A 25,391-nucleotide genomic window follows, 5' to 3' on the forward strand; every position below is an offset into this window, starting at 1 on the left:
CGGCGGCGGGGCTCAGCCCTCGTCGCCGAGGTAGCGCGGTCGGCACATCGCGGGATCCGGCAGCCCGTGCTGCCGGCACCGTTCCCGGGTCCGCGACGCATCGGGGAAGGGACCCGGGTGGTGCAGCAGCGTGCCGTCCCCGGTGGACAGCTGGTTCACCGGGGCGTCGAGCTCGTGCTCGAGGCGCTGCTGCCGCTCGGCCAGGCGGTGGGCGGTCCCGCCGCCCGCCGCCTCGCTGTTCGTGATCGCGTTCAGCATCCGAGGACACGAACATTTTTGCCGCGCGCTCTTGCCGCGCCGGGTGCGCTCCTGGTTGTCTCGCCGTGCACAACGGGTCCGCCGGAAGCAACGGAGAGGCAACGGATGAGCACCTCGCGGCGCAGCGCGGAATGGTTCGGCGCGTTCGGACGTGCCGGGATGCACGCGCGGTCGTGGTTGAAGAACCAGGGCCACACCGACGACGTCTTCGACGGCCGCCCGGTCATCGGCATCGCCACCACCTGGTCCGAACTCGCGCCGTGCAACGCGCACCAGCAGCGCATCGCCGAGTCCGTCAAGCAGGGCGTGTGGCAGGCCGGCGGGTTCCCCCTCGAGTTCCCGAACATGGCCCTCGGCGAGACGCTCATGCGTCCCACCGCGATGCTCTACCGCAACCTGCTGGCCATGCAGGCCGAGGAGACCATCCGCGCCAACCCGCTCGACGGTCTGGTGCTGCTGTCCGGTTGCGACAAGACCACTCCCGGGCTGCTCATGGGTGCGGCCAGCGTCGACCTGCCCACGGTCGTGCTCACCGGCGGGCCGATGCTCAACGGCAAGTACCGCGGTGGCGAGATCGGCTCCGGAACGGCCGTGTGGCAGGCGGAGAACGACCTCATCGCCGGGCGGATCACCCAGCAGGAGTGCTACTTCCTCGAGGGGTGCATGTCCCGCTCCAACGGGCACTGCATGACCATGGGGACCGCCTCGACCATGGCGAGCATCGTCGAAGCGCTCGGCATGCAGCTGCCCGGCGCCGCGGCCTGGCCCGCCGTCGACGCGCGCCGCTACGCCACGGCCCGGCGCACCGGCCAGCGCATCGTCGACGCGGTCGACGAGGACCTCAAGCCCTCCGACCTGCTGACCCGCAGCGCCTTCGACAACGCCGTCCGCGTCAACGCCGCGATCGGCGGCTCCACCAACGCGGTCATCCACCTCATCGCCATCGCGCACCGCGTCGGCGTCGACCTCGGCGTCGACGACTTCGACCGCCTCGCCCGCGAGGTGCCCACCCTGGTGAACCTCATGCCCAGCGGCGAGCACCTCATGGAGGACTTCTGCTACGCGGGCGGCGTGCCCGCGGTCATGCGGGAGATCGAGGACCTGCTCGACACCGGGGCGCGCACGGTGACCGGAGCGACGATCGCCGAGAACATCGCCGACGCCGAGGTCCACGACCGCCGGGTGATCACCTCGCGCTCCGAGCCGTTCCAGCCGGAGGGCTCCGGCACGGCCGTGCTGCGCGGCAGCCTCGCCCCGGACGGCGCGGTGGTCAAGCAGTCCGCCGCCTCGCCGCGGTTGCTGAAGCACGAGGGCGCGGCCCTCGTCTTCGACGACGTCGACGACTACTACGCCGTCTGCCGCGACGACGACCTGGACGTGGACGAGAACAGCGTGCTCGTCGTGCGCAACCTCGGGCCGAAGGGATTCCCCGGCATGCCCGAGCTCGCCAACGTCCCGGTGCCGAAGAAGGTGCAGGACCGCGGGTTCGACGACATCGTGCGGATCTCCGACGGGCGCATGAGCGGGACCGCCTACGGCACCGTCCTCCTGCACGTCACGCCCGAGTCCGCAGCGGGCGGTCCGCTGGCGTTCGTCCGCACCGGTGATCGGGTCGTCATCGACGTGCCGGGCCGCACGCTCGACCTCGACGTCCCCGCCGAGGAGCTCGAGCGGCGGCGGGCCGCGTGGCGCGCTCCGGAGAACCCCTACCCCCGCGGTTACCAGCGGCTGTACTGGGACCACGTGATGCAGGCCTCCGACGGCGCCGACCTGGACTTCCTGCTCGGCGGGTCCGGCAGCTACGTCCCCCGCGACGGGCACTGAGGCGGCACCTCGCTCGGGTGATCCCCGGTGACTTCTGCGGTGACCTTGCGCAGGTGCTGCCGAGGTCGACCGGTAGTCTTCCCAGACGTGCCATCCCCGGTCGCGACAGCCCCGCCCAGGCCCCGTCACGTCGTCCCCGTCGACGTCTCGGCCCTCGCCGAGACCGTCGGCGCGCGCCTCGTCCCGCCCGAGGGCGGCCCGGCCGGAACCGCGCGCGCCGTCACCGGGGCGACCCTGCGCGCCCAGCACGTGCAGGGCGGCGATCTCTTCGCCGCCCTGCCCGGCTCCCGCGCGCACGGGGCGGACTTCCTCGCCGACGCCGTGCGGGCCGGCGCCGCGGCGGTGCTCACCGATCCGGCCGGCGCCGAACGCGCCCGCGGCAGCGACGCGGTGCGCTCGGGCGAGGTCGCGCTGCTGGTGCACGAGGACCCGCGCGGCGTGCTGGGACGCGCCGCTTCCGCCGTCTACGGCGACCCCTCGCACCGGCTGAGCGTGGTCGGTGTCACCGGAACGTCCGGCAAGACCACGACGACATACCTCGTGGAGTCCGTGCTGCGGGCGGCCGGGCACACCACGGGGCTCGTGGGCACCGTGGAGACCCGGGTCGCAGGCGAGCGGTTGGACAGCGCGCTGACCACGCCGGAAGCACCGGACCTGCAGGCGCTGCTCGCCGTCATGGTCGAACGCGGGGTGACACACGTGCCGATGGAGGTCTCCAGCCACGCGCTGGCTCTCGGCCGCGTGGACGGAACGCGCTTCGCCGTCGGCGCGTTCACCAACCTCTCCCAGGACCACCTGGACTTCCACCGCGACATGGAGGACTACTTCGCCGCGAAGGCGCTGCTGTTCGACGGCCGCGCCGCCCGCGAGGTGGTCGCGGTGGACACCGGGTGGGGCCGCAGGCTCGTCGGGCCGGAGACCACCACCGTCACCGCGCGGGCCGCGGAGGGGCCGGAGGACGACGGCCGGACGGCCGACTCCCCGGAGGGCTCCGCCCCGCGGGCCACGTGGTCGGTCTCCGACGTGACCGCCTACCCCACCGGGGAGCAGACCTTCACCGCGCACCACCGCGCGGGCCGCTCCCTGGCGGTGCGCCTGCGGCTGCCGGGGACGTTCAACATCGCCAACGCCGTGCTGGCCGTGGCGGTGGTGGACGCGCTCGGCGTGCCGTCCGAAGCGGTCGCCCGCGGGCTGGCCGAGGTCGACGTGCCCGGCCGGATGGAGCGTGTCGCGGTCGGGCAGGACTTCACCGCGGTGGTGGACTACTCGCACAAGCCCGGTGCCGTGGCCGCCGTGCTCGAAGCCGCGCGGGCGCAAGTGGCCGGGCGCGTGCTCGTCGTGCTCGGCTCGGGCGGCGACCGGGACACCGCGAAGCGGCCGCTGATGGGCGAGGCGGCGGCGCGGCGGGCCGATGTGCTCGTGGTGACCGACGACAACCCCCGGGGGGAGGACCCGGCCGCGATCCGCCGCGCGGTGATCGACGGGGCGCACGCGGTGCCGCGGGCCGAACGTGGTGAAGTGTGGGAGATCGGTGACCGGCGCGCGGCGATCGCCGAGGCGGTCGAGCGCGCCGCGGCCGGCGACATCGTGGTCGTCGCCGGCAAGGGACACGAGACGGGGCAGGAGGTGGCCGGCGTGGTGCACCCGTTCGCGGACCGCGACGAGCTCGCCGCGGCGCTGCGGCGAGCCACCGGCCCGGCCGCCCCGCACACCGCCGGGGACGGCCCCGAGCTGCTCACCCGGGGGCAGGGCGATGAGGAGGCAAGGTGATCCGGCTCAGCCTCGCGGAGATCGCACGGGCGGTCGACGGAGAGCTCGTGCACGCGGACGGTTCCGAGACCGTCACCGCGAGTGTGGAATTCGACTCCCGCGAGATCCGGCCCGGCGGCCTGTTCGTGGCCGTGCCGGGTGAACGGGTCGACGGGCACGACTTCGCCGCGCGGGCGGTGGCCGACGGCGCGGCCGGGGTGCTCGCCGCGCGCGCGGTGGATGCTCCCGCCGTGCTGGTGCCGCCGGTGCCGTCCGGCAGCGCGGACGTGATGGCGCTGGCGGGGGACGCCGATGGTTCCGGCGCGGCCGTGCTGCACGCGCTGGCGAAGCTGGCCCGGTACGTGGTGGACCGGCTCGACGAGCTGACGGTCATCGGTCTCACCGGTTCGTCCGGGAAGACCTCCACGAAGGACCTGGTGGCCCAGCTGACCGAACCGCTGGGGCCGACCGTGGCCCCGCCCGGCTCGTTCAACAACGAGCTCGGCCACCCGTGGACCGTGCTGCGCTCCGACGAGGACACGCGGCACCTGGTGCTGGAGCTGTCCGCGCGCGGCGTGGGGCACATCGCGGCGCTGACGCGGGTCGCGCCGCCGAAGATCGGCGTGGTGCTCAACGTCGGTCACGCCCACGTCGGCGAGTTCGGCTCCCAGGAGGCGGTGGCCCGCGCCAAGGGGGAGCTGCCCGAGTCGCTGCCCGCCGACGGCGTGGCGGTGCTCAACGCCGACGACCCGCTGGTCGCGCCGATGGCCGAGCGCACCGCCGCGCGGGTGGTGCTCTTCGGCGAGTCGCCGCAGGCGCGGGTGCGCGCCGAGGACGTCCGCATCGACGAGCAGGCGCGGCCGCGGTTCACGCTCGTCGTCCCGGACGGCCGGGCCGCGGTCGCGCTGCCGCTGCACGGCGAGCACCACGTGAGCAACGCGCTCGCCGCGGCGGCGGTGGCCACCGAGCTCGGTGCGAGCGCGGAGTGGATCGCGCAGCGGCTCGGCGAGGTGCGCCCGGTGTCGGCGCGGCGCATGGAGGTCGTCGAAACGCCGGGCGGGGTGACCGTCGTCAACGACGCCTACAACGCCAACCCGGAGTCGATGCGGGCCGCGCTGAAAACCCTCGCGGAGATGACGCGGCACGGTCCGGGCCGGTCGTGGGCGGTGCTCGGACCGCTGGCCGAGCTCGGCGAGGAGGAGACCGAGGCCCACGACGGGATCGGCCGGTTGGCCGTGCGGCTCAACATCGAGCGCCTGGTCGTCGTCGGCGAGCAGGCCCGGGCGATGCACCAGGCCGCCTGCCACGAGGGGTCCTGGGGAGAGGAGTCCGCACTGGTGCCGGATGTCGACGCGGCACTCGAGCTGCTGCGCAACGAACTGCGCCCGGGTGACGTCGTGCTCACCAAGGCGTCGAACTCCGCCGCGCTGTGGCGGGTCGCCGACGCGCTGCTCGCGAACCAGGAGGGCTCGGCGTGAAGGCAATTCTGGTCGCCGCCGCGGTCTCGCTGGTGGTGTCGATCCTGTTCACCCCCTACCTGATCCGGCTGTTCTCGAGGCAGGGCTTCGGGCAGGAGATCCGGGAGGAGGTGCAGGCCTCGCACTCCTCCAAGCGGGGCACGCCCACGATGGGCGGCATGGCGATCATCGTCGCCATGTGGGCCGGCTACATCGTCACGCACCTGAGCGTGAGCATCGAGCCGCCCAGCGTGACGGCGCTGCTCGTGCTGGGGCTGACCACCGCGCTCGGCCTGGTCGGCTTCCTCGACGACTTCATCAAGATCCGCAAGCACCGCAACCTGGGGCTGAACAAGACGGCGAAGCTCCTCGGGCAGCTGGCGGCCGCGGTGCTGTTCGCGGTGCTGGCGATGCGGTTCCCGGACGCCAACGGGGTGACCCCGGCCTCGGAGCACCTGTCGTTCATCCGCGACATCGCGGTGATCTCGTTCGGCGCGGTCGGCTTCGTCATCTTCGCCTACGTGGCCATCAGCGGCTGGTCGAACGCGGTGAACTTCACCGACGGCATGGACGGGCTGGCCGCCGGCACCGCGGCGATGGTGCTGGCCACCTACGTGCTCATCTCGTTCTGGCAGCTGCGCAACTCCTGCTCGCCGCCGTCCGGGCCGATGCCCGCCTGCTACACGGTGCGCGACCCGCTGGACATCGCGATCGTGGCGGGCGCGGCGATGGCGGCGTGCGTCGGCTTCCTGTGGTGGAACGCGGCGCCGGCCAAGATCTTCATGGGCGACACCGGCTCGCTGGCCCTCGGCGGGCTCATGGCGGGGCTGTCCATGGTCACCCGCACCGAGCTGCTGATGATCATCATCGGCGGGCTGTTCGTCGTCGAGGCCCTGTCGGTGGTGCTGCAGATCGTGGTGTTCCGCACCACACGCAGGCGGTTGTTCCGCATGGCGCCGTTCCACCACCACTTCGAACTCGCCGGGTGGGCCGAGACCTCGGTGATCATCCGGTTCTGGATCCTCGCGGCGATCAGCTGCATGTTCGGCGTGGGGCTGTTCTACGCCGACTGGTTGGCCGGGGCGGGCGCGACGTTCTGACCCGGGCTGCGGCCCGCTCGGCGGGAACGCCGGGGCGGTGGCCGGGCTCGCTGATCCGCCCGGCACCATGGCGGTGCGGGCGGCGCACCGGCGCCGCACCGGGGGCCGGGCGTTCCCGGCGCCGCGGACGGCGACCGCGCGGCGGTCGCTCGAACCCCGCCGCGTGCTGCGGCGCGAGCACCGTACGAGGAGGCGACGAGGTGGCGAGTCTCAGCGGCAGCCGGGTGGTGGTCGCCGGCGCGGGCATCTCCGGCAGGTCCGCGGCGGAAGCGCTGGTCGCGGCCGGGGCCTCGGTGACGGTCACGGACGAGTCCAGCGAGCGGCTCGCCGCGCTGGCCTCGCTGCACGCGCAGGACGTCCGGCTGGAGCCCGGGCTGGGCGAACCGCCCGCGGGCACCGACCTGGTGGTCACCAGCCCCGGCTGGCGCCCGGACGCACCGCTGCTGCACGCGGCCGCGCAGGCCGGCGTCCCCGTCTGGGGCGAGGTGGAGCTCGCCTGGCGGCTGGACCGCGAGTCGGCGCGGCCGGCCACGTGGCTGGCGGTGACCGGGACCAACGGCAAGACCACCACCGTCGGCATGCTGGAGGCGATCCTGCGCGCCGCGGGGGTCGACGCGGTCGCCTGCGGCAACGTGGGCCTGCCCGTGGTCGACGCGGTGCGCTCGGAGCACCGGGTGCTGGCCGTGGAACTGTCCAGCTTCCAGCTGCACTGGTCGCAGACGCTCGCCCCGCGGGTCGGCGCGGTGCTCAACCTCGCCGAGGACCACCTCGACTGGCACGGCACGCTCGCCGAGTACGGCGCGGCGAAGGCCCGGATCTACCGGGGCAACGACGTGTCCGTGCACAACGCCGACGACGCGCGCGCGTCGCAGCTGGCACCGGTCCCGGACGGGGGGCGCGCCGCCGGGGTCACCCTGTCCGAGCCGGAGCCCGGCATGCTGGGCGTGCTGCCCGGCGGGCGGGACGGGCGCGGCCTGCTCGTCGACCGCGCCTTCGGCGACGGGAGCGTGCTTGCCGACGTGGCCGATGTGCACCCGCCCGGGCCGCACAACGTGGTCAACGCCCTGACCGCGGCCGCGCTCGCCCGCGCCCACGGGTGCGCGTCCGCGGACGTCCGCGCCGGGTTGCGCGCGTTCGACCCGGGGGCGCACCGCTCGGTTCCGGTCGCCGAGTCCGGTGGTGTGTCCTACGTGGACGACTCCAAGGCGACGAACCCGCACGCCGCGGATGCCGCGCTGCGGGCGCACCCGCGGGTAGTGTGGATCGCGGGCGGGCTGCTCAAGGGCGCCGAGGTGGACGACCTCGTCGCGACGAACGCGGAACGGCTCGACGCGGTCGTGCTGCTGGGCCGCGACCGCGCGCGCTTCGCCGAGGCCCTCGCCCGGCACGCGCCGGACGTACCGGTGCGCGAGGTGGCAGAAGGGGGCGAAGCCGGCATGGCGCAGGCGGTGCGGTTGGCGAGCGAGCTCGCGCGGCCGGGGGCGGTCGTGCTGCTCGCACCCGCGGCCGCGTCGATGGACATGTTCACCGACTACGCCCACCGCGGCCGGGCGTTCGCCGAGGCGGTCCACGCGATCGCGGGTGCCCCTGACGAGGTCGCGCGGCCGGCGCACGGCGGGTGAGTCCCGTGGTGGCCACCGGGACCGACTCCAGCAAGCGCCGCCGCTCCGCGCGCGGCGTGCTCAACCCGCTGACCGCGTGGCTGACCCGGCCGCTGGCCTCCTTCCACCTGCTGCTGGCCGTGTTCGGCCTGCTGACGGTGTTCGGGCTGCTGATGGTGCTCTCGGCGTCCAGTGTGGATTCGTACACTCAGGACGGTTCGTCGTACACCATGTTCGGCAAGCAGGTGCTGTACTGCGCGGTGGGGCTGGTCCTGTTCTACGCCGCCCTGCGCACCCCGGTGCGGATCGTCCGCAGGCTGAGCCTGCCGCTGCTGGTGGTGTGCCTGGTCCTGCTGGTGCTCGTGCTCACGCCGCTGGGCACCAGCGTCAACGGTGCGCAGAGCTGGTTCGTCGTCGGCGGTGTGTCGTTCCAGCCGGTGGAGTTCGCCAAGATCGCCTTCGCGCTGTGGGGCGCGCACGTGCTGGTCACCAAGCGGGCGCTGCTCAACCAGTACCGCCACCTGCTCGTGCCCGTGGTGCCCGCGGCGCTGGTGATGTTCACGCTCGTGGTCATGCAGCCGGACCTGGGCTCGACGATCACGCTGTTCGTCGTGCTGCTGGCGCTGCTGTGGTTCGCCGGCGCGCCGCTGCGGCTGTTCGGCGTGACGCTGCTCGGCGGGCTCACCGGCACCGTCGTGCTGGCCCTGCTGGAGGACTACCGCGCCGCGCGGCTGACCACGTTCCTCAACCCGGCCTCGGACCCCTCGGGCAGCGGCTACCAGTCGATGCAGGCGCTGTTCGCGCTCGCCGACGGCGGGTTCGTCGGCCGCGGCCTCGGCCAGGGCTGGTCGAAGTGGCAGTACCTGCCGTACGCGCACAACGACTTCATCTTCGCGGTGATCGGCGAGGAGCTCGGCTTCGTCGGCTGCGCCGTCGTCATCGCCCTGTTCGCCACCACCGGCTACGTGGGCATGCGCATCGCGCGGCGCAACACCGACCCGTGGATCCGCATGGTCGCCGCTACGCTGACGCTGTGGTTCGTCAGCCAGGCGGCGATCAACATCGGCTACGTCGTGGGCCTGCTGCCCGTGACCGGCCTGCCGCTGCCGCTGATCTCCTCCGGGGGTTCCTCGGTGGTGACGAGCATGCTCGTGTTCGGGTTGCTGGCGAACTTCGCCCGCAACGAGCCGGAAGCGATCGCCGCGCTACGGTCCCTGGGACCGGGCCGGGTGGGCAAGCTGCTGCGACTGCCGACTCCCGAGCCGTACCGGCCGCCGGCCCGGCGGCGGCAGGGACGCGCCGGTGCCCCCGCCCGCCCCGGCTCCGGTGCGAAGGCGCGGCCCGGTGGCGAGCGGCGACCGCGCAACGGCCCCGGGACCCGGACACAGAAACGAGGAGGACACCGGTGACCGGTGACGACACGGTCAGGATCGATACGGGTGCGGCGGTGCGGAAGGCCCCGTCCGTCGTCGTGGCGGGCGGTGGGACTGCCGGGCACATCGAGCCCGCGCTGGCGCTGGCCGACGCGGTGCGGCGGCAGCGGCCGGACGCCCGCGTCACGGCGCTGGGCACCGAGCGGGGCCTGGAGAACCGCCTCGTTCCCGCCCGCGGCTATCCGCTGGAGCTGGTGCCGCCGGTGCCGATGCCGCGCAGGCCCACGCCGGAGCTGCTGCGGCTGCCGTGGAAGGTGCGCGACGCCGTGCGGCGCACCCGCGAGGTGCTCACCCGCGTCGAGGCCGACGTCGTGGTCGGCTTCGGCGGGTACGTCTCGCTGCCCGCCTACCTCGCCGCCCGGGGCAAGCTGCCGATCGTCGTGCACGAGGCGAACGCGCGCGCCGGGTTGTCCAACAAGCTCGGCGCCCGCGTCGCCGAGCGCGTGCTCGCCGCCACCCCGGACAGCGGCCTGGCCGGCGCGGAGGTCATCGGAATCCCGCTGCGGGAGACGATCACCCAGGTCAACCGGGCCCAGCTGCGGGCGCAGGCCCGCGCCCACTTCGGGCTGCACCCGCACGCGCCGACGGTGCTCGTGTTCGGCGGGTCGCAGGGCGCGCGCACGCTGAACACCGCGTTCTCCGGCGCGGCCGACGCGCTGGGACGCGCGGGGGTGGGCGTGCTGCACGCGCACGGCCCGAAGAACACCGTCGCGGTGCAGCAGGTGCCCTCGGCCCCGCCGTACGTCACGGTGCCGTACCTGGAGCGGATGGACCTGGCCTACGCCGCCGCGGACCTCGTGGTCTGCCGGTCCGGGGCGATGACCGTCGCCGAGGTCTCCGCGGTGGGGCTGCCGGCGGTGTTCGTACCGCTGCCGCACGGCAACGGCGAGCAGGCGCTCAACGCGCAACCGGTGGTCTCCGCGGGCGGCGGGCGCCTCGTCCCCGACGAGGAGCTGACGCCGCAGCGCGTGGTCGACGAGGTGCTGCCGCTGGTGCGGGACCCGCAGCAGCTGGCGGCGATGAGCCGGGCCACCCTGGGCAGCGGGCACCGCGAGGCGGATCAGGTGCTGGCGCGGACTGTGCTGGAGGTGGCGGGACGGTGACTGCTGACACGCCGGTGGGGGCGGAGAACCTGCCGCGGACCCGGGACGGGGCCGCGGAGCTGCTGCGCCGGGTGCACCTGGTGGGCATCGGCGGCGCCGGGATGAGCGGCATCGCCCGCATCGCCCTCGCCCGCGGGTGCGCGGTGTCCGGTTCGGACGCGCGGGAGAGCCGCACGCTGCTCGCGCTGCGCACCCAGGGGGCGCGCATCGCCGCGGAGCACCGGGCCGAGAACCTCGACCAGTTCGACGCGCAGGAACCGCCGACGGCGGTGGTGACGTCGACGGCGATCCGCGCGGACAACCCGGAGGTCGCCGCGGCGCGCCGGCGCGGCATCCCGGTGCTCGCCAGGGCGGAGGCGCTGGCGACGCTCATGCTGGGCCACCGCGTGGCCTGCGTGGCCGGCACGCACGGCAAGACCTCGACCACCTCGATGCTCACGATCGCGCTGCAGCACTGCCGGTTCGACCCGTCCTTCGCCATCGGCGGGGACCTCAACGAGTCCGGGGCGAACGCGCACCACGGCGGCGGGGACATCTTCGTCGCCGAGGCCGATGAGAGCGACGGGTCGTTCCTCGTGTTCTCGCCCTCGGTGGCCGTGGTGACCAACGTGGAACCGGACCACCTGGACCACCACGGCACGGCCGCGGCCTACACGGACGTGTTCGGGGAGTTCCTCGAGCGCATCGATCCGGGCGGGGTGCTGGTCGCCGGCGCGGACGATCCGGGGGCGGCGGTGCTGGCCGACCGGGCCGAGGCCGCGGGGCTGCGGGTGCGCCGCTACGGCAGCAGCGCCTCCGGGGACGGGGACGCGCGGGTGGTGGACTACCGCACCGAGGACGGGACCGGCGTGGTGACGGTGCTGCTCCCCGCGCTGTCCGAGGAACCGGTGCAGGTGCGGGTCGCCGCGCCCGGGAGGCACATGGCGGACAACGCCGTGGCGGCGCTGCTGACCGGCCTCGAGCTCGGCGCCGATCTCGACGGGTTGCGCGCCGGGCTCGTCGCGTTCGGCGGGGTGCGGCGCCGCTTCGAGTACAAGGGGCGAGCGGGCGGTGTGCGGGTCTTCGACGACTACGCGCACCACCCGACCGAGGTGGCCGCGCAGCTGGCCGCGGCCCGGTCGGTCGCCGGGGCGGGCCGGGTGGTCGTGCTGTTCCAGCCGCACCTGTACTCGCGCACCCAGGCGTTCGCCGAGCAGTTCGCCGAAGCGCTCGGCGCGGCGGACGAGGTCGTGGTGCTCGACGTCTACGGCGCCCGCGAGGACCCGGTTCCGGGGGTGAGCGGTGAGCTCATCGCCGAGCAGGTGCCGCTGGCGCGCGAGCGCGTGCACTACGTGCCGTCCCTGGCGGACGTGCCCGGCAGGACCGCCCGGCTGGTGCGGGCCGGCGACCTCGTCGTCACGATGGGCGCCGGGGACGTGACGATGCTCGGGCCGGAGCTGCTGGCCGAACTGGACCGGGTCGGGGACGAGGACGCCGTCGAGGAGGAGCGCGGGTGAGCGAGGCGCCCCGCCGCAGCACGAACCGCCCCGGCGCCCGCACCACGCGCGGGCGGCCGGTGCGGGGAGGATCCCAGCGCGGCCCGTCGTGGCGGCGCTGGGTCGTGGTCGGCGCGCTCGCCACCGTGACCGCGCTGGTCCTGGTCGGGTACCTCACCCCGGTGCTGGGGGTGCGCGAGATCCGCGTCACGGGCACCCGTGCGCTGTCGGAGCAGCGCGTGCTCGCCGCCTCCGGGGTGCGCACGGGGACGCCCATGCCGCGGGTCGACGTCAGCGGGGCGCAGCAGCAGGTCGCGCGGCTGTCCCGGGTGGCGGGCGCCGAGGTGTCGCGGCAGTGGCCGTCCACAGTGGATATCCGCGTGCGGGAGCGCCGGGCCGCGGCGTACCAGAAGCGCGGCGGGGCGGTCGACCTCGTCGATCTCGAGGGGGTGCGGTTCGCGCGGGAGGACCGGCCGCCGCCCGGTCTGCCCGAGTTGCGGTTGCCCGCTGCTCGGGAGGGCAAGACCCGCGCGGTGATGGGGGTGCTGCGCTCCCTGCCGCAGGACCTGCGGGGCGAGGTGCGGCGGATCGTGCTGCGCAGCCCCGGTGACCTGCGGATGCGGTTCGCCGACGGCCGCGAGGTGCAGTGGGGTGCGCCGCGTGACTCGGCGCGCAAGGCCCAGGTGCTGGTGCCGCTGCTGACGCAGCCCGGTCGCGTGTACGACGTCGCGACGCCGGATCTGCCGACCATCGCCGAATGATCCTCTCTTCACTCCAAGGTGTGATACCTAGTGGAGCGAGAGGGGGTTGACGTGATCGAACCGGTTGATCTCGGCGAGGCCGAGGAGTTCCTCCGGCTGTTCTACGCCGAGAGTCGCAGCCCCGGACCGCTGTCGCTGGGCGACCGCCTCGCACAGGTCCGCAGCGCCGTCGAGGAGGACGGCTGGTACCGGCACACGCCGGAGGAGCTCACCTTCGGCGCCCGCGTGGCCTGGCGCAACAGCGCCCGCTGCATCGGCAGGCTCTATTGGCAGAGCCTCGTCGTCCGCGACCTGCGCCACGTGCACGGCGTCGACGACGTGGCCCGCGAGTGCGTGCGGCACCTGCGCCGGGCCACCAACGGCGGCAAGATCCGCCCGGTGATCAGCGTCTTCCCACCGGAAACGCCCGAACGGCCCGCCCCGCGGATCTGGAACGAGCAGCTCATCCGCTACGCGGGGCACGAGCGCGACGACGGCGGCGTGCTCGGCGATCCCGCCCACAGCGAGTTCACCGCCGCGGTGCGCGCCTACGGCTGGCGACCGCCGGCGGAGCCCAGCGCCTTCGACGTGCTGCCGCTCGTGGTGGAAACCGCGGCCGAAGGCCCGCACATGTACGCGCTGCCGGACAGCGCGATCACCGAAGTCCCGCTGCACCACCCCGACCACCCGTGGTTCGCCGAGCTCGGACTGCGCTGGCACGCCGTGCCCGTGATCAGCCACATGCGGCTGACCATCGGGGGCGTGTCCTACCCGGCCGCGCCGTTCAACGGCTGGTACATGGGCACGGAGATCGGAGCGCGGAACCTCGCCGACACCGACCGCTACGACCTCGTCCCCGTGGTGGCCGAGCGGTTCGGCCTGGACACCTCGCACGCCGACACGCTCTGGCGCGACCGGGCGCTGGTGGAGCTCAACCGCGCCGTGCTGCACTCCTTCCGCGTCGCGGGCGTGACCATCACCGACCACCACACCGAATCGCACCGGTTCCTGCGCCACCTCCAGCGCGAGGAGGACGCCGGGCGGCGCTGCCCGGTGGACTGGAGCTGGATCGTGCCGCCGATGTCCGGTGCGCAGACACCGGTGTTCCACCGCTACTACGACACCGAGCCGCAGCGCCCGGACTTCCTGCAGGACGACGACGCGGTGCAGCGCGCGCAGCGGGGCGGTCCGCCCCGGTTCGAGGTGGCCGGCACCGCGACTTCCGGCGCCGCGACTTCCAGTGCGGGGGCCTCCAGCCCGGGGGAGGATGTCCTCCGCTGAACGCGTCCGCCGGACTCCCCGGCGGGCACAGCGCCCCGGGAACGACCCGGAGTCGCGCTGCCCCCCGGGCTTCCCCACGCCCTCGGGAGTCGCGCTGCCCGGGAGTCCCGACGCTCCCGGGGCCCACTGCCCCCGGGCGTCCCCCTCCCCTGGGAGCCCCGCCGTCCGCCGGGAGCGCACCGCGAGTCCTACCTCCCGCTGGCCAGTGCCCGGCGGATCGTCTCCACCGGCGCCGGCCCGTCCGGGGTCTCGTGCTGCACGCCCTCCGCCGCGTGCCACCAGCGCAGGGGGAACGGCCCCGAGTCGGGGAACCGCTCGATGAGGCCGGTGTGCGAGACCTCGCCACCGGCCAGGTACCGGTGCTTGTGGTCGGCGGGGGAGCCGGTGTCCACAGCGGAGCCACCGCTGACGTTGGCGTCGGAGTCCGAGCCCACGAGCGTCCAGTCGGTGCCGGACGCCCACGCGCGGTCCAGGAGGTTGGCCGGCTCGTGCAGCCTCCTCAGCAGTTCGGAGCCGGCGTGCATGGATTCCCACTGCACGTCGCGGGAGCGGTTCGGATCGGTCACCCCGCGGTGCGGTGCGCCGAGCGCGACGATCCTGCCCACTCGCAGTTCGCCCTCGGGGAATCCGCGCCAGTCGCGGGCGGTTCCGAGCACGGCCAGCCGCGCGAGGAGGCCGCCCATCGAGTGGCCCAGGACGTCCACCGCCTCGCCGTTGCTGGTGTAGCGGCGGTGGATGTGCCGCGCCAGGCGCGCGGCGAGTTCCGGGATCGGCGTGCTCGTGGTGGCGCGGGCGATGCCGGTGTCGCAGTTCCGGTCGCCGCGGTAGTACCCGATCGTGCGCATCGACTCCCGCGGATGCCCGTGCTCGGCGAGGTGCTGTTCGGCGCGCCCCCACACGGCGGTGCAGTCGAGCCCCGCGTCCGCGGCGTGCCCGTGCACGAGCAGCGTGGTCCGGTGGGCTGGTTCGGGCACGGCGCTGCCGGTGAAGATCCCCAGGCAGAGCACGACCGCCGCGGCCAGCGCACCCGCGCGGCCCCTTCCGTTCCGTGCCATGTTCCCCTCCCCCGCTCGGTGTTCGGCCCTCCGATCTCCGCCGCCGCGGTGTCTTCCCGCAGCGGTTCCTCCCGCAGCGGTTCCTCCCGCTGCGGTGTCCCGGCGCTCCGGGCGGCGCCCGGAGCTCATCGTGCGCGAACCGGGGCGATCCTGGCGGGTCCGACACGTCCCGGCGAGTCGGTCACCACCGGCCGATCCGCGCTCCGATCCGCGTTCGGGTGGCGAGTGGCTCCACCGCGCTGGGATGATCGCGATACGGTGTGCGGTGTGATCACGTTCGTGTGATCGGAGCGTGATCACGCTGCAAGGGGAGGAACTGTTCTGTTCGGTGTGCCGCTGGGGGTTCGGCAATCCCGGACCGGGGGCGGTCCGGGCGGGGAGCTGCAGGGCGGGAACGGCGCGACACGCCGGGAGAACCCATCGGCGTGGCTGCTGGACGCGGGGCCGAGGACGTGCCTACGGTCCGCTAGCAGGCTCGGTATCGTTCACGCAGGCGACGCCGCGGGCGACCCCCTCGACGGGTCGTCGACGTCACCGAAGTGCGCGAGTGCCCGAAGCCCCACCGTGATCGTTCCGGCGGTCGCAGTACAGAGCACAGAGCCAAGATCAGGAAGGCGGATCCGATGACGCCCCCGCACAACTATCTCGCGGTGATCAAAGTCGTCGGCATCGGAGGCGGCGGCGTCAATGCCGTGAACCGCATGATCGAGGTCGGGCTCAAGGGTGTCGAGTTCATCGCGGTGAACACCGACGCGCAGGCCCTGCTGATGTCCGACGCCGACGTCAAGCTCGACATCGGCCGCGAGCTCACCCGCGGCCTGGGTGCCGGCGCGGCGCCCGAGGTGGGGCAGAAGGCCGCGGAGGACCACCGCGAGGAGATCGAGGAAGTCCTCAAGGGCGCCGACATGGTCTTCGTCACCGCCGGCGAGGGCGGTGGCACCGGTACCGGTGGGGCGCCGGTCGTCGCCTCCGTCGCGCGCAAGCTCGGAGCGCTGACCATCGGCGTGGTGACCCGCCCGTTCTCGTTCGAGGGCAAGCGGCGAGCCACGCAGGGCGAAGAGGGCATCAAGACGCTCCGGGACGAGTGCGACACGCTCATCGTGATCCCGAACGACCGCCTGCTGCAGCTCGGCGACCTGGGCGTGAGCCTCATGGACGCGTTCCGCGAGGCCGACGAGGTCCTGCTCTCCGGTGTCCAGGGCATCACCGACCTGATCACGACTCCCGGTCTGATCAACCTGGACTTCGCCGACGTGAAGAGCGTGATGTCCGGTGCGGGCAGCGCACTGATGGGCATCGGTTCGGCCAGAGGTGAGGGCAGATCGGTGCAAGCGGCGCAGAAGGCCATCAACTCACCGCTGCTGGAGGCCTCGATGGAAGGGGCCCACGGGGTGCTGCTGGCGATATCGGGCGGTTCCGACCTGGGCCTGTTCGAGATCAACGAGTCGGCTTCGCTCGTGCAGGAGTCGGCGCACCCCGAGGCCAACATCATCTTCGGCACGGTGATCGACGACTCCCTCGGCGACGAGGTGCGCGTCACGGTCATCGCAGCCGGTTTCGACGCGGGAACGCCGACGCACAAGAAGCTCGACCCGACCAAGGTCGGTGGCCACGAGGACGAGTCGGCCGCCGAGGCGGGCCAGGTCGACGGCGAAACCCTCGGCGAGACCAGCGTCACGCGGGAGGCCACCCGCAGCGCGGGCACCGGGCCGACGGCTGAGCAGAGCCGCCCGGCAGCGCCGAGCACCGCGGAGCAGCCCCGGCAGGACGCCGCGCAGGCACCGGGGCAGAGCTCTCCGGGGCAGGCCGCACCGGGGCCGCAGCAGGCGCCGAGTGCTCCTGCCGCCCCCGGCGAGACCGCCGCGCCGCAGCCGACCGCGCAGAACCCCGAGCCCGCCCCGCGCAGCGATGCGACCGCGCAGCACCGCCGTGCGGACCAGGGCCAGCAGGGCCCGATCGGCGGGGACGGTTCCGCCGTCGGGCAGCACCCCACCTCGGTTCCCGCCGCGCCGACTCCGCACAGCGGGCAGGAACCGGCACCGGACAACAGCGGCCCAGCCGGGGACGCGGGCAGTCCGGCCGGTGGGGCGAACTCGCCGACCTCCCCCGTGTCCGGGTCGAACCCGATGCACTCCGCACCGTCCGGCGGTTCGCCGCGCGGATCCGGCTACCCGACGCACACCGGCACGAACCAGAGCACCTCCGGCTCGCTGCCGAACCGCGGGATCCCGGTGAGCGACGACACCGACGACGACGTCGACATCCCGCCGTTCATGCGGCGCTGACGCCCCGCACCGGCTCCGGGCCGCGCTGCCGTCGGAGCCGGAGCGGGCATGCGCGAGAATCGACACCGGAAGCGCCGCGGCGCTTCCGGTGTCGAACCATGTCGAGCGGGCGTGCCGCGGTGCGCGGCGCACCGCGGAGAAGGGGCAGCAGTGCGGATTCGACGCGTGTTCACCACGCGGGAAGGTGGGAGCTCCCGCCCACCCCTCGACTCGTTCAACCTGGGCGGCGCGGTCGGCGACGATCCGGAAGCGCTCGCGGCGAACGAGCGGAAGCTCGCCGACGGCATCGGGCTGTCCACCGACCACGTGGTGTGGATGGAGCAGATCCACGGTCGCACCGCGACGATCGTGGACGGACCGCGCTCCACACCGGTTGAGGCCACTGACGCGCTGGTCGCGGCCCGCCCGAACCTGGCCGTGGCGGCGCTCGTCGCGGACTGCGTGCCGGTGCTGCTGGGTGATCCGCAGGCCGGGGTGGTGGCCGCGGTGCACGCGGGACGCGTCGGAGCCCGCGTGGGCGTGCTCGTGTCCGCGCTGAAGGGCATGCAGCGGGCCGGAGCCCGCATCGACCGCGTCGAGGCGGTTCTCGGCCCCGCGGCCTGCGGCAAGTGCTACGAGGTGCCCGCCGAGATGCGCGCCGACGTGGAAAAGCACCTGCCCGGCAGCGCCTGCACCACGCGCAGCGGAACGCCGGGACTGGACCTGCGGGCGGGGCTCGCCGAGCAGCTCGCGGGGGCGGGGGTCGCGGCCATCGGCGCGGACCCGCGCTGCACCGTGGAGTCGTCCGAACTGTACAGCCACCGGCGCGACCGGGGGCGCACCGGACGTTTCGCGGCCGTGGTGTGGTGCGAGCCGGACGAGGACGCCGATGGGCAGGAGGGGGAGCAGGCGTGAGCGAACGCGGTGCGGAGCTGGCCGCGGCACTGCGGGACGTGCGCGGCCGGGTGGACCGGGCGTGCAGCGCTGCGGGCCGCGCGCCCGGTGAGGTCGAGCTGCTCGCGGTGACCAAGACGTTCCCGGCCGCGGACGCGGCGCTGCTGGCCGACCTGGGGCAGTGCGCGTTCGCGGAGAACCGCCACCAGGAGGCCGCGCCGAAGGCCGCCGAGCTCACCGCGTTGCGCCCGGAGGCGGCGGTGCGGTGGCACATGGTCGGGCAGCTGCAGCGGAACAAGGCACGCCAGGTGGCGCGGTGGGCCGACGTGGTCGAGTCCGTGGACAGCGTACGGTTGGCGGAAGCACTGGGGCGAGCCGCGGCGAACGCGCTCGAGGCGGGGGCGCGGCGCGATGTGCTGGACGTGCTGGTCCAGGTCGGACTGGACGAGGAGCAGGGGCGCGGGGGGTGCGCTCCGGAGGACGTGCCGGCGCTGGCGGAGGTGATCGCCGGTTCCGAAACGCTGCGGCTGCGTGGTGTGATGGCGGTGGCTCCGCTGGCCGGCGATCCCGATGTGTCCTTCGGCACACTTTCGCGGGTTGCGGAGCGCCTGCGGCGTGATCACCCCGAAGCTGTGGATGTGTCCGCGGGGATGAGCGGTGACCTCGAGAGTGCTGTGGCGCACGGCTCCACGCGCGTGCGTGTCGGAACAGCGCTGCTCGGCGGCCGCCGGTTAACCTCGCCGTAGCCGCCAGCCGGCGGTCGTGTGGTCGGCCGCCTCGCGCTCGGTACTAGGGAGTCGCACAGGAAGGGCATGCCGATGAGTGCTTTGCACAAGCTGAAGGCCTACTTCGGCATGGTCCCGGCCGACGAGGTCGACGAGTACGACGACGAGGTCGATTACCGTGACCGGTACGCGGACTCGGACGCCTACGACGTTCCCGCCGACCGGATGGGCGGGCGGCGTCGGACGACCGGCGTGCGCGGAAGCTACCAGCCGGAGACCGATGGTGATGAGAACGGGTACGAGGAGTACCGCGATGCGGGGCGCTCGCGCCGCCAGTGGTCCGGCGAGCAGTCCGGACGCGCGGGGGGCGCCGAGGTGTCGCGCGAGTCGGTGTCCCGGCTGCGCGCCGTCACCGACACCGGGACCCAGTACAACTTGAGCAAGATCACAACCCTGCACCCCCGCTCCTACAGCGAGGCGCGCACGATCGGTGAGCAGTATCGCGACGGGACTCCGGTGATCATGAACCTGACCGAAATGGACGAAGCCGACGCCAAGCGGCTCGTCGATTTCGCGGCGGGGCTCGCCTTCGGGCTGCGCGGCTCGATCGAGAAGGTCACCAACCGCGTGTTCTTGCTCTCGCCGCCGAACGTGGACGTCGCTGCGGAGGACAAACGCCGTCTCGCGGAGGGGGCGTTTTTCAACTACGGGTGAAGGTGGCACAGTTGACGCGTGTATCCCGTGCAGATCGTCCTGTTCTACGTTCTGTTCTTCTTCTGGCTATTCCTGGTAGCCCGTATTGTGGTTGAGCTGGTACGTGTGTTCGCGCGCGATTGGCGACCCGCCGGGGGGGTTGCGATCGCGTTGGAGACCATCTACACAGTGACCGACCCGCCCGTCCGGCTGCTGCGTCGGATCATCCCGACCGTGCGGATCGGCGGTGTCGGATTGGACCTGTCGATTATGGTGCTGATGCTGGTTGTGTTCATACTGATGCAACTGGTTCGGCCCGGGTAGCGGGGAACCCGGGAAGGCGCAGCCGAGGAGTGCGTGAGGTGATCTTGTGGGTCTGACGCCCGCCGACGTGCACAACGTCGCGTTCAGTAAGCCACCGATCGGGAAGCGCGGCTACAACGAGGACGAGGTGGATGCCTTCCTCGATCTCGTCGAAGCCGAGCTGGCCCGACTGGTGGAGGAGAACAACGACCTGCGCAGCCAGGTCGAGCAGCTGGAGTCCCAGCTGCAGACGGCCCAGTCCGACCTGGAAGAGGCGCGCAACCAGGCGCAGACCCAGGCGCAGCCGGCGGCGCAACCGGCCCCGTCCTCGACTGCTGCTGCGACGGCGCAGGAGGAGCCGCGCCGTCTCGCCCCGGTCCCCGCTGAGGCGCCGTCCGGCTCGAACGAGCAGGGCGGCTCGGGTGGCGATCACCACGTGCAGGCCGCCAAGGTGCTCGGGCTCGCCCAGGAGATGGCCGACCGGCTCACCGGCGAGGCCAAGACCGAGGCCGACGGCATGCTGTCCGAAGCGCGGACGAAGTCCGAGCAACTGCTGTCCGAGGCCCGGACGAAGTCCGAGAGCATGGTCAACGACGCGCGCAGCCGCGCGGAGACGCTGCTCAACGATGCCCGGACCCAGGCGGAGACCCTGGAGCAGCAGGCCCGCGAGAAGGCTTCCACGCTGGAACGCGACGCGCAGCGCAAGCACGCCGAGGTGATGGGCAACATCACGCAGGAGAAGAACGCGCTGGAGAAGAAGATCGAGACGCTGCGGACCTTCGAGCGCGAGTACCGCACTCGGCTGCAGACCTACCTCGAATCGCAGCTGCGCGAACTGCAGGACCGCGGTTCGGCGGCTCCGGCCGCCGAGGACGGGGAGGGCCGCTCGTCCGGCCACTCCGCCTCGACGAGCCACTCGGCGTCCGGTCAGCAGAGCTCGGCCAGCTACAACTTCGGTGCACGCGCAGAGGCGGGCTGAGGCCGCGGGCGCACCTGCCCGGCGGAGGCCGCGCTCCGGTGCGGCCTCGCCGGTGACGGTGCCCGCGTCAGCGCGCTCGGTTCGCCCGATCGGGGAGTGACGCCACGTGCTCGTCGTGCTGCTGCTCGTGGTGCTCGCCGCCGGAGTGCTCGTCGCGGCGGTCGCGCTGCACACGCCCGAGCTGGCGTGGGGCTCGCTGCTGCTGGCCGTCCTCGGGGGCCTGCTGCTCCTGCTGCTGGAGAAGCGCAGGCGCCGCGCGGGCGGTTCGGGGCTTGCGAGCGGGCGGCACCGCGTGCGGCGCTCCGAGGACGCGGGGTCGCAGTCGACATCTCCGCCGGGGGAGTCGGGGAGCGGCCGCGGCCCGCGCAGCTCGGAACCGGTCGGCGGCACCGCCGCTCCTGCGGGTAGAACCGCGCTCATCGCTCCTGCGGGCAGCGCCACGCTCACCGCACCGGACAGCGCCGTGGCCGCGGACGGCGCCGCGGCTTCGGCTCGCGGCGGGAGCGCGCGCATGTCCGGGTCCCTCGCGGAGTCCGCAGGTTCCGCCGGTTCCGGGGGTCGCTGGACGTCCGCCACGCCCGATCCGGGTGTGGAGCGCGTCACCGTGGGCGTGCACAGCCGGGCCCAGCTCAACGCGCGGGTGCTCGTCGTCGACGGACGTCCGCGCTACCACCTCGAGGGCTGTCCCTGGTTGGCCGAGCAGGCAGGACCGCAGCCCATGGGGCTGACCGTGGAGAAGGCCCACGAGCTCGGCTTCACCCCGTGCGCGCGGTGCGGTCCGGACGAGCACCTCGCGCGTCGTCACCAGGCCGGATGAGGACCACCGGGCCGGGGCGGCGGGCGGGGTCCGCCCGGACGCCGCGGTGCCCGCCTGCCGGGCCGGGGGTGCGGCGGCTGCGCTATGCTGGCACGACAGCGGCGATGATCCGGCCATCACCGGGGAGCTTTCGGAAGAACGGGTGCGCGGCACCTCAGTAGAACCGAACGGGAACGGCCCGTCACAGCCGGCAACGAGCGGCCGTTCCGCGGGCCCGCGGAACGGCAAGCGGGGTGGTACCGCGGACCGGTGCGCAGCCGGCGCCGTCCCCGCCCGGGCGACCGCGGGTCGCCGTGTTGGCGGAGCCGAGGACACCACCGCGAGGAGCACAGCCGCGATGACCTATCCGAGAGTGCAGTTCAGCGGCGCGGAAGCGCCGGACACCGGGGTCGCTGCGCAACCATCCTTCCCGGAGATCGAGCGCGGGGTCCTCGACTACTGGGAGGCCGACGACACCTTCCGCGCCTCCGTCGAAGCGCGCGAGGCGGGGCACCACGGGGCCAACGAGTTCGTCTTCTACGACGGCCCGCCGTTCGCGAACGGCCTTCCGCACTACGGGCACCTGCTGACCGGCTACGTCAAGGACGCGGTGCCCCGCTACCGGACGATGCGCGGCAACCGGGTGGAACGCCGCTTCGGCTGGGACTGCCACGGCCTGCCCGCCGAGGTCGAAGCCGAGAAGCAGCTCGGCATCACCTCGAAGGCCGAGATCGAAGCGATGGGCGTGGCCGAGTTCAACGAGGCCTGCCGCTCCTCGGTGCTGCGCTACACCCAGGAGTGGCGCGACTACGTCACCCGCCAGGCCCGCTGGGTGGACTTCGAGAACGACTACAAGACGCTCGACCTGGACTACATGGAAAGCGTCATGTGGGCGTTCCGGACCCTGTGGGACAAGGGCCTGGTCTACCAGGGCTTCCGCGTGCTCTGGTACTGCTGGCGGTGCGAGACGCCGCTGTCGAACACCGAGACCCGCATGGACGACGTGTACCGGCAGCGGCAGGACCCGGCCGTGACCGCCGGACTGCGGCTGCGGGCGCCCGGCAAGACCTACGACGGCGCGCTGGCCCTGGTGTGGACGACCACGCCGTGGACGCTGCCGTCCAACCTGGCCGCAGCGGTGAACCCGGAGATCGAGTACGTCGTCGTCGCCCCGCCCAGCAGCGGTGAGCGCTACGTGCTCGCCGCGGCGCGCCTGCCTGCCTACGAGCGCGAGCTGGGCGAGGACATCGCCGACCACGTCCTCGCGCGGTTCTCCGGGACCGAGCTGCTCGGCACCGGCTACGAACCGCCGTTCGACTTCTTCCGCGGGCGGGAGAACGCCCACCGGGTGCTCGAGGCGGACTACGTCAGCACCGACGACGGCACGGGCATCGTGCACATCGCCCCCGCCTTCGGCGAGGAGGACAAGGTCGTCACCGATGCCGCCGGCATCGAACCGGTCGTGCCGGTCGACTCGCACGGCCGGTTCACCGCCGAGGTGCCGCCGTACGAGGGACAGCAGGTCTTCGAGGCCAACCGCGACATCACCCGCGACCTCAAGGAGGCCGGGCTGCTGCTGCGGCACGAGACCTACGACCACCCGTACCCGCACTGCTGGCGCTGCGACAACGCGCTGATCCAGCGGGCCGTGTCCTCCTGGTTCGTCGCCGTGTCCCAGTTCCGCGACCGCATGGTCGAGCTGAACCAGCGCATCGACTGGGTTCCCGAGCACATCCGGGACGGCCAGTTCGGCAAGTGGCTGGAGAACGCCCGCGACTGGAACATCTCCCGCAACCGGTTCTGGGGCTCGCCGATCCCGGTGTGGGTCTCCGACGACCCGGACCACCCGCGGGTCGACGTGTACGGCTCGCTGGACGAGCTGGAGCGCGACTTCGGCGAGCGGCCCACCGACCTGCACCGGCCGAACATCGACCGGCTCACCCGGCCCAACCCGGACGACCCGAGCGGGCGGGCCACGATGCGGCGCGTGCCCGACGTGCTCGACTGCTGGTTCGAGTCCGGGTCGATGCCGTTCGCGCAGGTGCACTACCCGTTCGAGAACGCCGAGTGGTTCGAGCACCACTACCCGGGCGACTTCATCGTCGAGTACAACGGCCAGACCCGCGGCTGGTTCTACACGCTGCACGTGCTGGCCACCGCGCTGTTCGACCGGCCCGCGTTCGAGCACGTCGTCGCGCACGGCATCGTGCTCGGCCACGACGGCATGAAGATGTCGAAGTCCAAGGGCAACTACCCGGACGTCAACGAGGTCTTCGACCGCGACGGCGCGGACGCGATGCGCTGGTTCCTCATGTCCAGCCCGATCCTGCGCGGCGGCGACCTCGTCGTCACCGAGCGCGGCATCCGCGACGCCGTGCGCCAGGCCGTGCTGCCGCTGTGGAACTCGTGGTACTTCCTCGCGCTGTACGCCAATGCGGAAGGCCTGTCCGGCCAGCGCCGCACCGGCAGCACGCACGTGCTCGACCGCTACGTCCTCGCCAAGACGCACGAGCTCGTCGGCGACGTGCAGTCCAGCATGGACGCCTACGACCTGGCGGGCGCATGCGCGAGCGTGCGGGAGTTCCTCGAGGTCCTGACGAACTGGTACGTCCGCCGCTCCCGGGAGCGCTTCTGGAGCGGTGACCGCGACGCGATCGACACGCTGCACACGGTGCTCGAAGCGACCTGCCGCGTGGTCGCCCCGCTGCTGCCGCTGACCGCCGAAGCCGTGTGGCGCGGCCTCACCGGCGGGCGCTCGGTGCACCTGGCCGACTGGCCGCTGTTCGACGAGCTGCCCGCCGACCCGGCGCTCGTCTCCGCCATGGACCAGGTGCGGCGCGTCTGCTCGACCGCGCTCGGCCTCCGCAAGACGCACAAGCTGCGCGTGCGCCTGCCGCTGTCCCGGTTGGTCGTCGCCACGCCCGATGCGGAGGCGCTGCAGCCGTTCGTCGACCTCGTCCGCGACGAGGTCAACGTCAAGGAGGTCGAGCTCACCGAGGACGTGGCCGCGCACGGGCACTTCGAGGTCTCGGTCAACGCGCGCGCCGCCGGGCCGCGCCTCGGCCGCGACGTGCAGAAGGCCATCAAGGCGGTCAAGTCCGGTGAGTGGTCCCGCACCGCGACCGGCACGGTGCTCGCCGCCGGCGTGGAGCTGCGGGAGGGCGAGTTCGCCGAGCACCTCGTCTCCACCGGCTCCGGCGCCGCCTCCGCCCTGCCCTCGGGCACCGGTCTGGTGGCGCTGGACACCGACGTCACCCCGGAGCTCGCCGCGGAGGGGGTGGCCCGGGACGTGGTCCGCGTGATCCAGCAGGCGCGGCGCGAGGCCGACCTCGACGTCTCCGACCGGATCACCGTCACCGTGTCCGCACCGGAGGAGGTGCTCGCCGACGTGTCCGCGCACCGCTCCTTCATCGCGGGGGAGACCCTCGCGCGCGTCGTCGAGTCCGGTCCGGTCGAGGACGGGTTCGCCGGCAGCGTCGGGGACGGCACGCAGATCAGCGTCCGGGTGGCCAGGGCGCAGGCCCCGGTGTGAACGCTTCCGCGCCCCGCTCCCGGCCCCGGGTGTGCGTACGTTTCTCGAGAAATGTACACACACCCGGTGGTACGTCGAATTGATCACCGCTGCTGCGGAGACCGGGGAGGCTGCCGGATACTGTCCGGC

At 73.3% G+C, this 25,391-nt stretch carries 20 protein-coding genes; 18 read left to right on the forward strand and 2 right to left on the reverse strand.

Annotation, left to right across the window (positions count from 1 at the left end; translation table 11 throughout):
• Positions 1-12: 12 nt before the first annotated feature.
• Entirely contained in the window at positions 13-258 is a 246-nt protein-coding gene (locus ACYVJE_RS17875; protein ID WP_461145342.1) for a hypothetical protein, read from the reverse strand.
• A 105-nt stretch (positions 259-363) separates the two neighbouring features.
• Here ACYVJE_RS17875 and ACYVJE_RS17880 point away from each other — a divergent pair, with 105 nt between their 5' ends.
• From ACYVJE_RS17880 to ACYVJE_RS17925, 10 genes are all read left to right on the forward strand, one after another.
• Positions 364-2,082, forward strand: coding sequence for an IlvD/Edd family dehydratase (locus ACYVJE_RS17880; protein WP_461145343.1), 1,719 nt, complete (start codon positions 364-366; stop codon positions 2,080-2,082).
• An 87-nt stretch (positions 2,083-2,169) separates the two neighbouring features.
• Positions 2,170-3,852 carry a UDP-N-acetylmuramoyl-L-alanyl-D-glutamate--2,6-diaminopimelate ligase gene (locus tag ACYVJE_RS17885; RefSeq protein ID WP_461145344.1) on the forward strand — a complete coding sequence of 561 codons (1,683 nt, stop codon included), beginning with the start codon at positions 2,170-2,172 and terminating at the stop codon, positions 3,850-3,852.
• Positions 3,849-5,309 (forward strand): UDP-N-acetylmuramoyl-tripeptide--D-alanyl-D-alanine ligase, encoded by a 1,461-nt coding sequence (locus ACYVJE_RS17890; protein WP_459156781.1) that lies wholly within the window; start codon positions 3,849-3,851, stop codon positions 5,307-5,309. The genes ACYVJE_RS17885 and ACYVJE_RS17890 overlap by 4 nt, the downstream gene beginning before the upstream one ends.
• Entirely contained in the window at positions 5,306-6,388 is a 1,083-nt protein-coding gene (gene mraY, locus ACYVJE_RS17895) for a phospho-N-acetylmuramoyl-pentapeptide-transferase (protein ID WP_459156780.1), read from the forward strand. Before ACYVJE_RS17890 ends, mraY begins: the two co-directional genes overlap by 4 nt.
• Before the next feature lie 200 nt (positions 6,389-6,588).
• Positions 6,589-8,010: a UDP-N-acetylmuramoyl-L-alanine--D-glutamate ligase gene (gene murD, locus ACYVJE_RS17900; protein WP_461145345.1), complete on the forward strand. Its 1,422-nt coding sequence runs from the start codon at positions 6,589-6,591 to the stop codon at positions 8,008-8,010.
• Positions 8,011-8,018: 8 nt separating this feature from the next.
• The gene (ftsW, locus tag ACYVJE_RS17905) at positions 8,019-9,398 is read left to right on the forward strand and encodes a putative lipid II flippase FtsW (RefSeq protein ID WP_461145373.1); all 1,380 of its coding nucleotides are present in this window, start codon (positions 8,019-8,021) and stop codon (positions 9,396-9,398) included.
• A complete protein-coding gene (murG, locus tag ACYVJE_RS17910) occupies positions 9,395-10,525 on the forward strand; it encodes an undecaprenyldiphospho-muramoylpentapeptide beta-N-acetylglucosaminyltransferase (protein ID WP_459156777.1) in 1,131 nt (376 codons plus the stop codon). Before ftsW ends, murG begins: the two co-directional genes overlap by 4 nt.
• 101 nt (positions 10,526-10,626) lie before the next feature.
• The gene (gene murC / locus ACYVJE_RS17915; RefSeq protein ID WP_459160046.1) at positions 10,627-12,021 is read left to right on the forward strand and encodes a UDP-N-acetylmuramate--L-alanine ligase; all 1,395 of its coding nucleotides are present in this window, start codon (positions 10,627-10,629) and stop codon (positions 12,019-12,021) included.
• The gene (locus ACYVJE_RS17920; protein ID WP_459156776.1) at positions 12,018-12,761 is read left to right on the forward strand and encodes a cell division protein FtsQ/DivIB; all 744 of its coding nucleotides are present in this window, start codon (positions 12,018-12,020) and stop codon (positions 12,759-12,761) included. Before murC ends, ACYVJE_RS17920 begins: the two co-directional genes overlap by 4 nt.
• Before the next feature lie 51 nt (positions 12,762-12,812).
• Positions 12,813-14,021 carry a nitric oxide synthase oxygenase gene (locus tag ACYVJE_RS17925; RefSeq protein WP_461145346.1) on the forward strand — a complete coding sequence of 403 codons (1,209 nt, stop codon included), beginning with the start codon at positions 12,813-12,815 and terminating at the stop codon, positions 14,019-14,021.
• Positions 14,022-14,209: 188 nt separating this feature from the next.
• Here ACYVJE_RS17925 and ACYVJE_RS17930 read toward each other — a convergent pair whose 3' ends face one another.
• Complete coding sequence (locus tag ACYVJE_RS17930; RefSeq protein ID WP_461145347.1) at positions 14,210-15,076, reverse strand: esterase/lipase family protein; 867 nt, start codon at positions 15,074-15,076, stop codon at positions 14,210-14,212.
• Positions 15,077-15,699: 623 nt separating this feature from the next.
• On the opposite strand from ACYVJE_RS17930, the gene ftsZ reads away from it, so the two are divergent.
• The 8 genes from ftsZ to ileS all read left to right on the forward strand — a co-directional run bounded on the left by ftsZ (position 15,700) and on the right by ileS (position 25,262).
• The gene (ftsZ, locus tag ACYVJE_RS17935; RefSeq protein WP_461145348.1) at positions 15,700-17,361 is read left to right on the forward strand and encodes a cell division protein FtsZ; all 1,662 of its coding nucleotides are present in this window, start codon (positions 15,700-15,702) and stop codon (positions 17,359-17,361) included.
• Between the two features lie 150 nt (positions 17,362-17,511).
• Positions 17,512-18,255 carry a peptidoglycan editing factor PgeF gene (gene pgeF / locus ACYVJE_RS17940; RefSeq protein ID WP_461145349.1) on the forward strand — a complete coding sequence of 248 codons (744 nt, stop codon included), beginning with the start codon at positions 17,512-17,514 and terminating at the stop codon, positions 18,253-18,255.
• Entirely contained in the window at positions 18,252-18,980 is a 729-nt protein-coding gene (locus ACYVJE_RS17945; protein WP_461145350.1) for a YggS family pyridoxal phosphate-dependent enzyme, read from the forward strand. Before pgeF ends, ACYVJE_RS17945 begins: the two co-directional genes overlap by 4 nt.
• A gap of 72 nt (positions 18,981-19,052) precedes the next feature.
• A complete protein-coding gene (locus ACYVJE_RS17950; protein WP_459156771.1) occupies positions 19,053-19,673 on the forward strand; it encodes a cell division protein SepF in 621 nt (206 codons plus the stop codon).
• Positions 19,674-19,691: 18 nt separating this feature from the next.
• Positions 19,692-19,976 (forward strand): YggT family protein, encoded by a 285-nt coding sequence (locus ACYVJE_RS17955; protein WP_459156770.1) that lies wholly within the window; start codon positions 19,692-19,694, stop codon positions 19,974-19,976.
• 46 nt (positions 19,977-20,022) lie between these two features.
• Positions 20,023-20,934 (forward strand): DivIVA-like cell division protein Wag31, encoded by a 912-nt coding sequence (gene wag31 / locus ACYVJE_RS17960; protein WP_459156769.1) that lies wholly within the window; start codon positions 20,023-20,025, stop codon positions 20,932-20,934.
• Between the two features lie 106 nt (positions 20,935-21,040).
• Complete coding sequence (locus ACYVJE_RS17965) at positions 21,041-21,751, forward strand: hypothetical protein (protein ID WP_461145351.1); 711 nt, start codon at positions 21,041-21,043, stop codon at positions 21,749-21,751.
• 337 nt (positions 21,752-22,088) lie between these two features.
• Positions 22,089-25,262, forward strand: coding sequence for an isoleucine--tRNA ligase (gene ileS, locus ACYVJE_RS17970; protein WP_461145352.1), 3,174 nt, complete (start codon positions 22,089-22,091; stop codon positions 25,260-25,262).
• The last annotated feature ends 129 nt before the right edge of the window (positions 25,263-25,391 follow it).

The organism is Salinifilum aidingensis, from assembly GCF_054782015.1.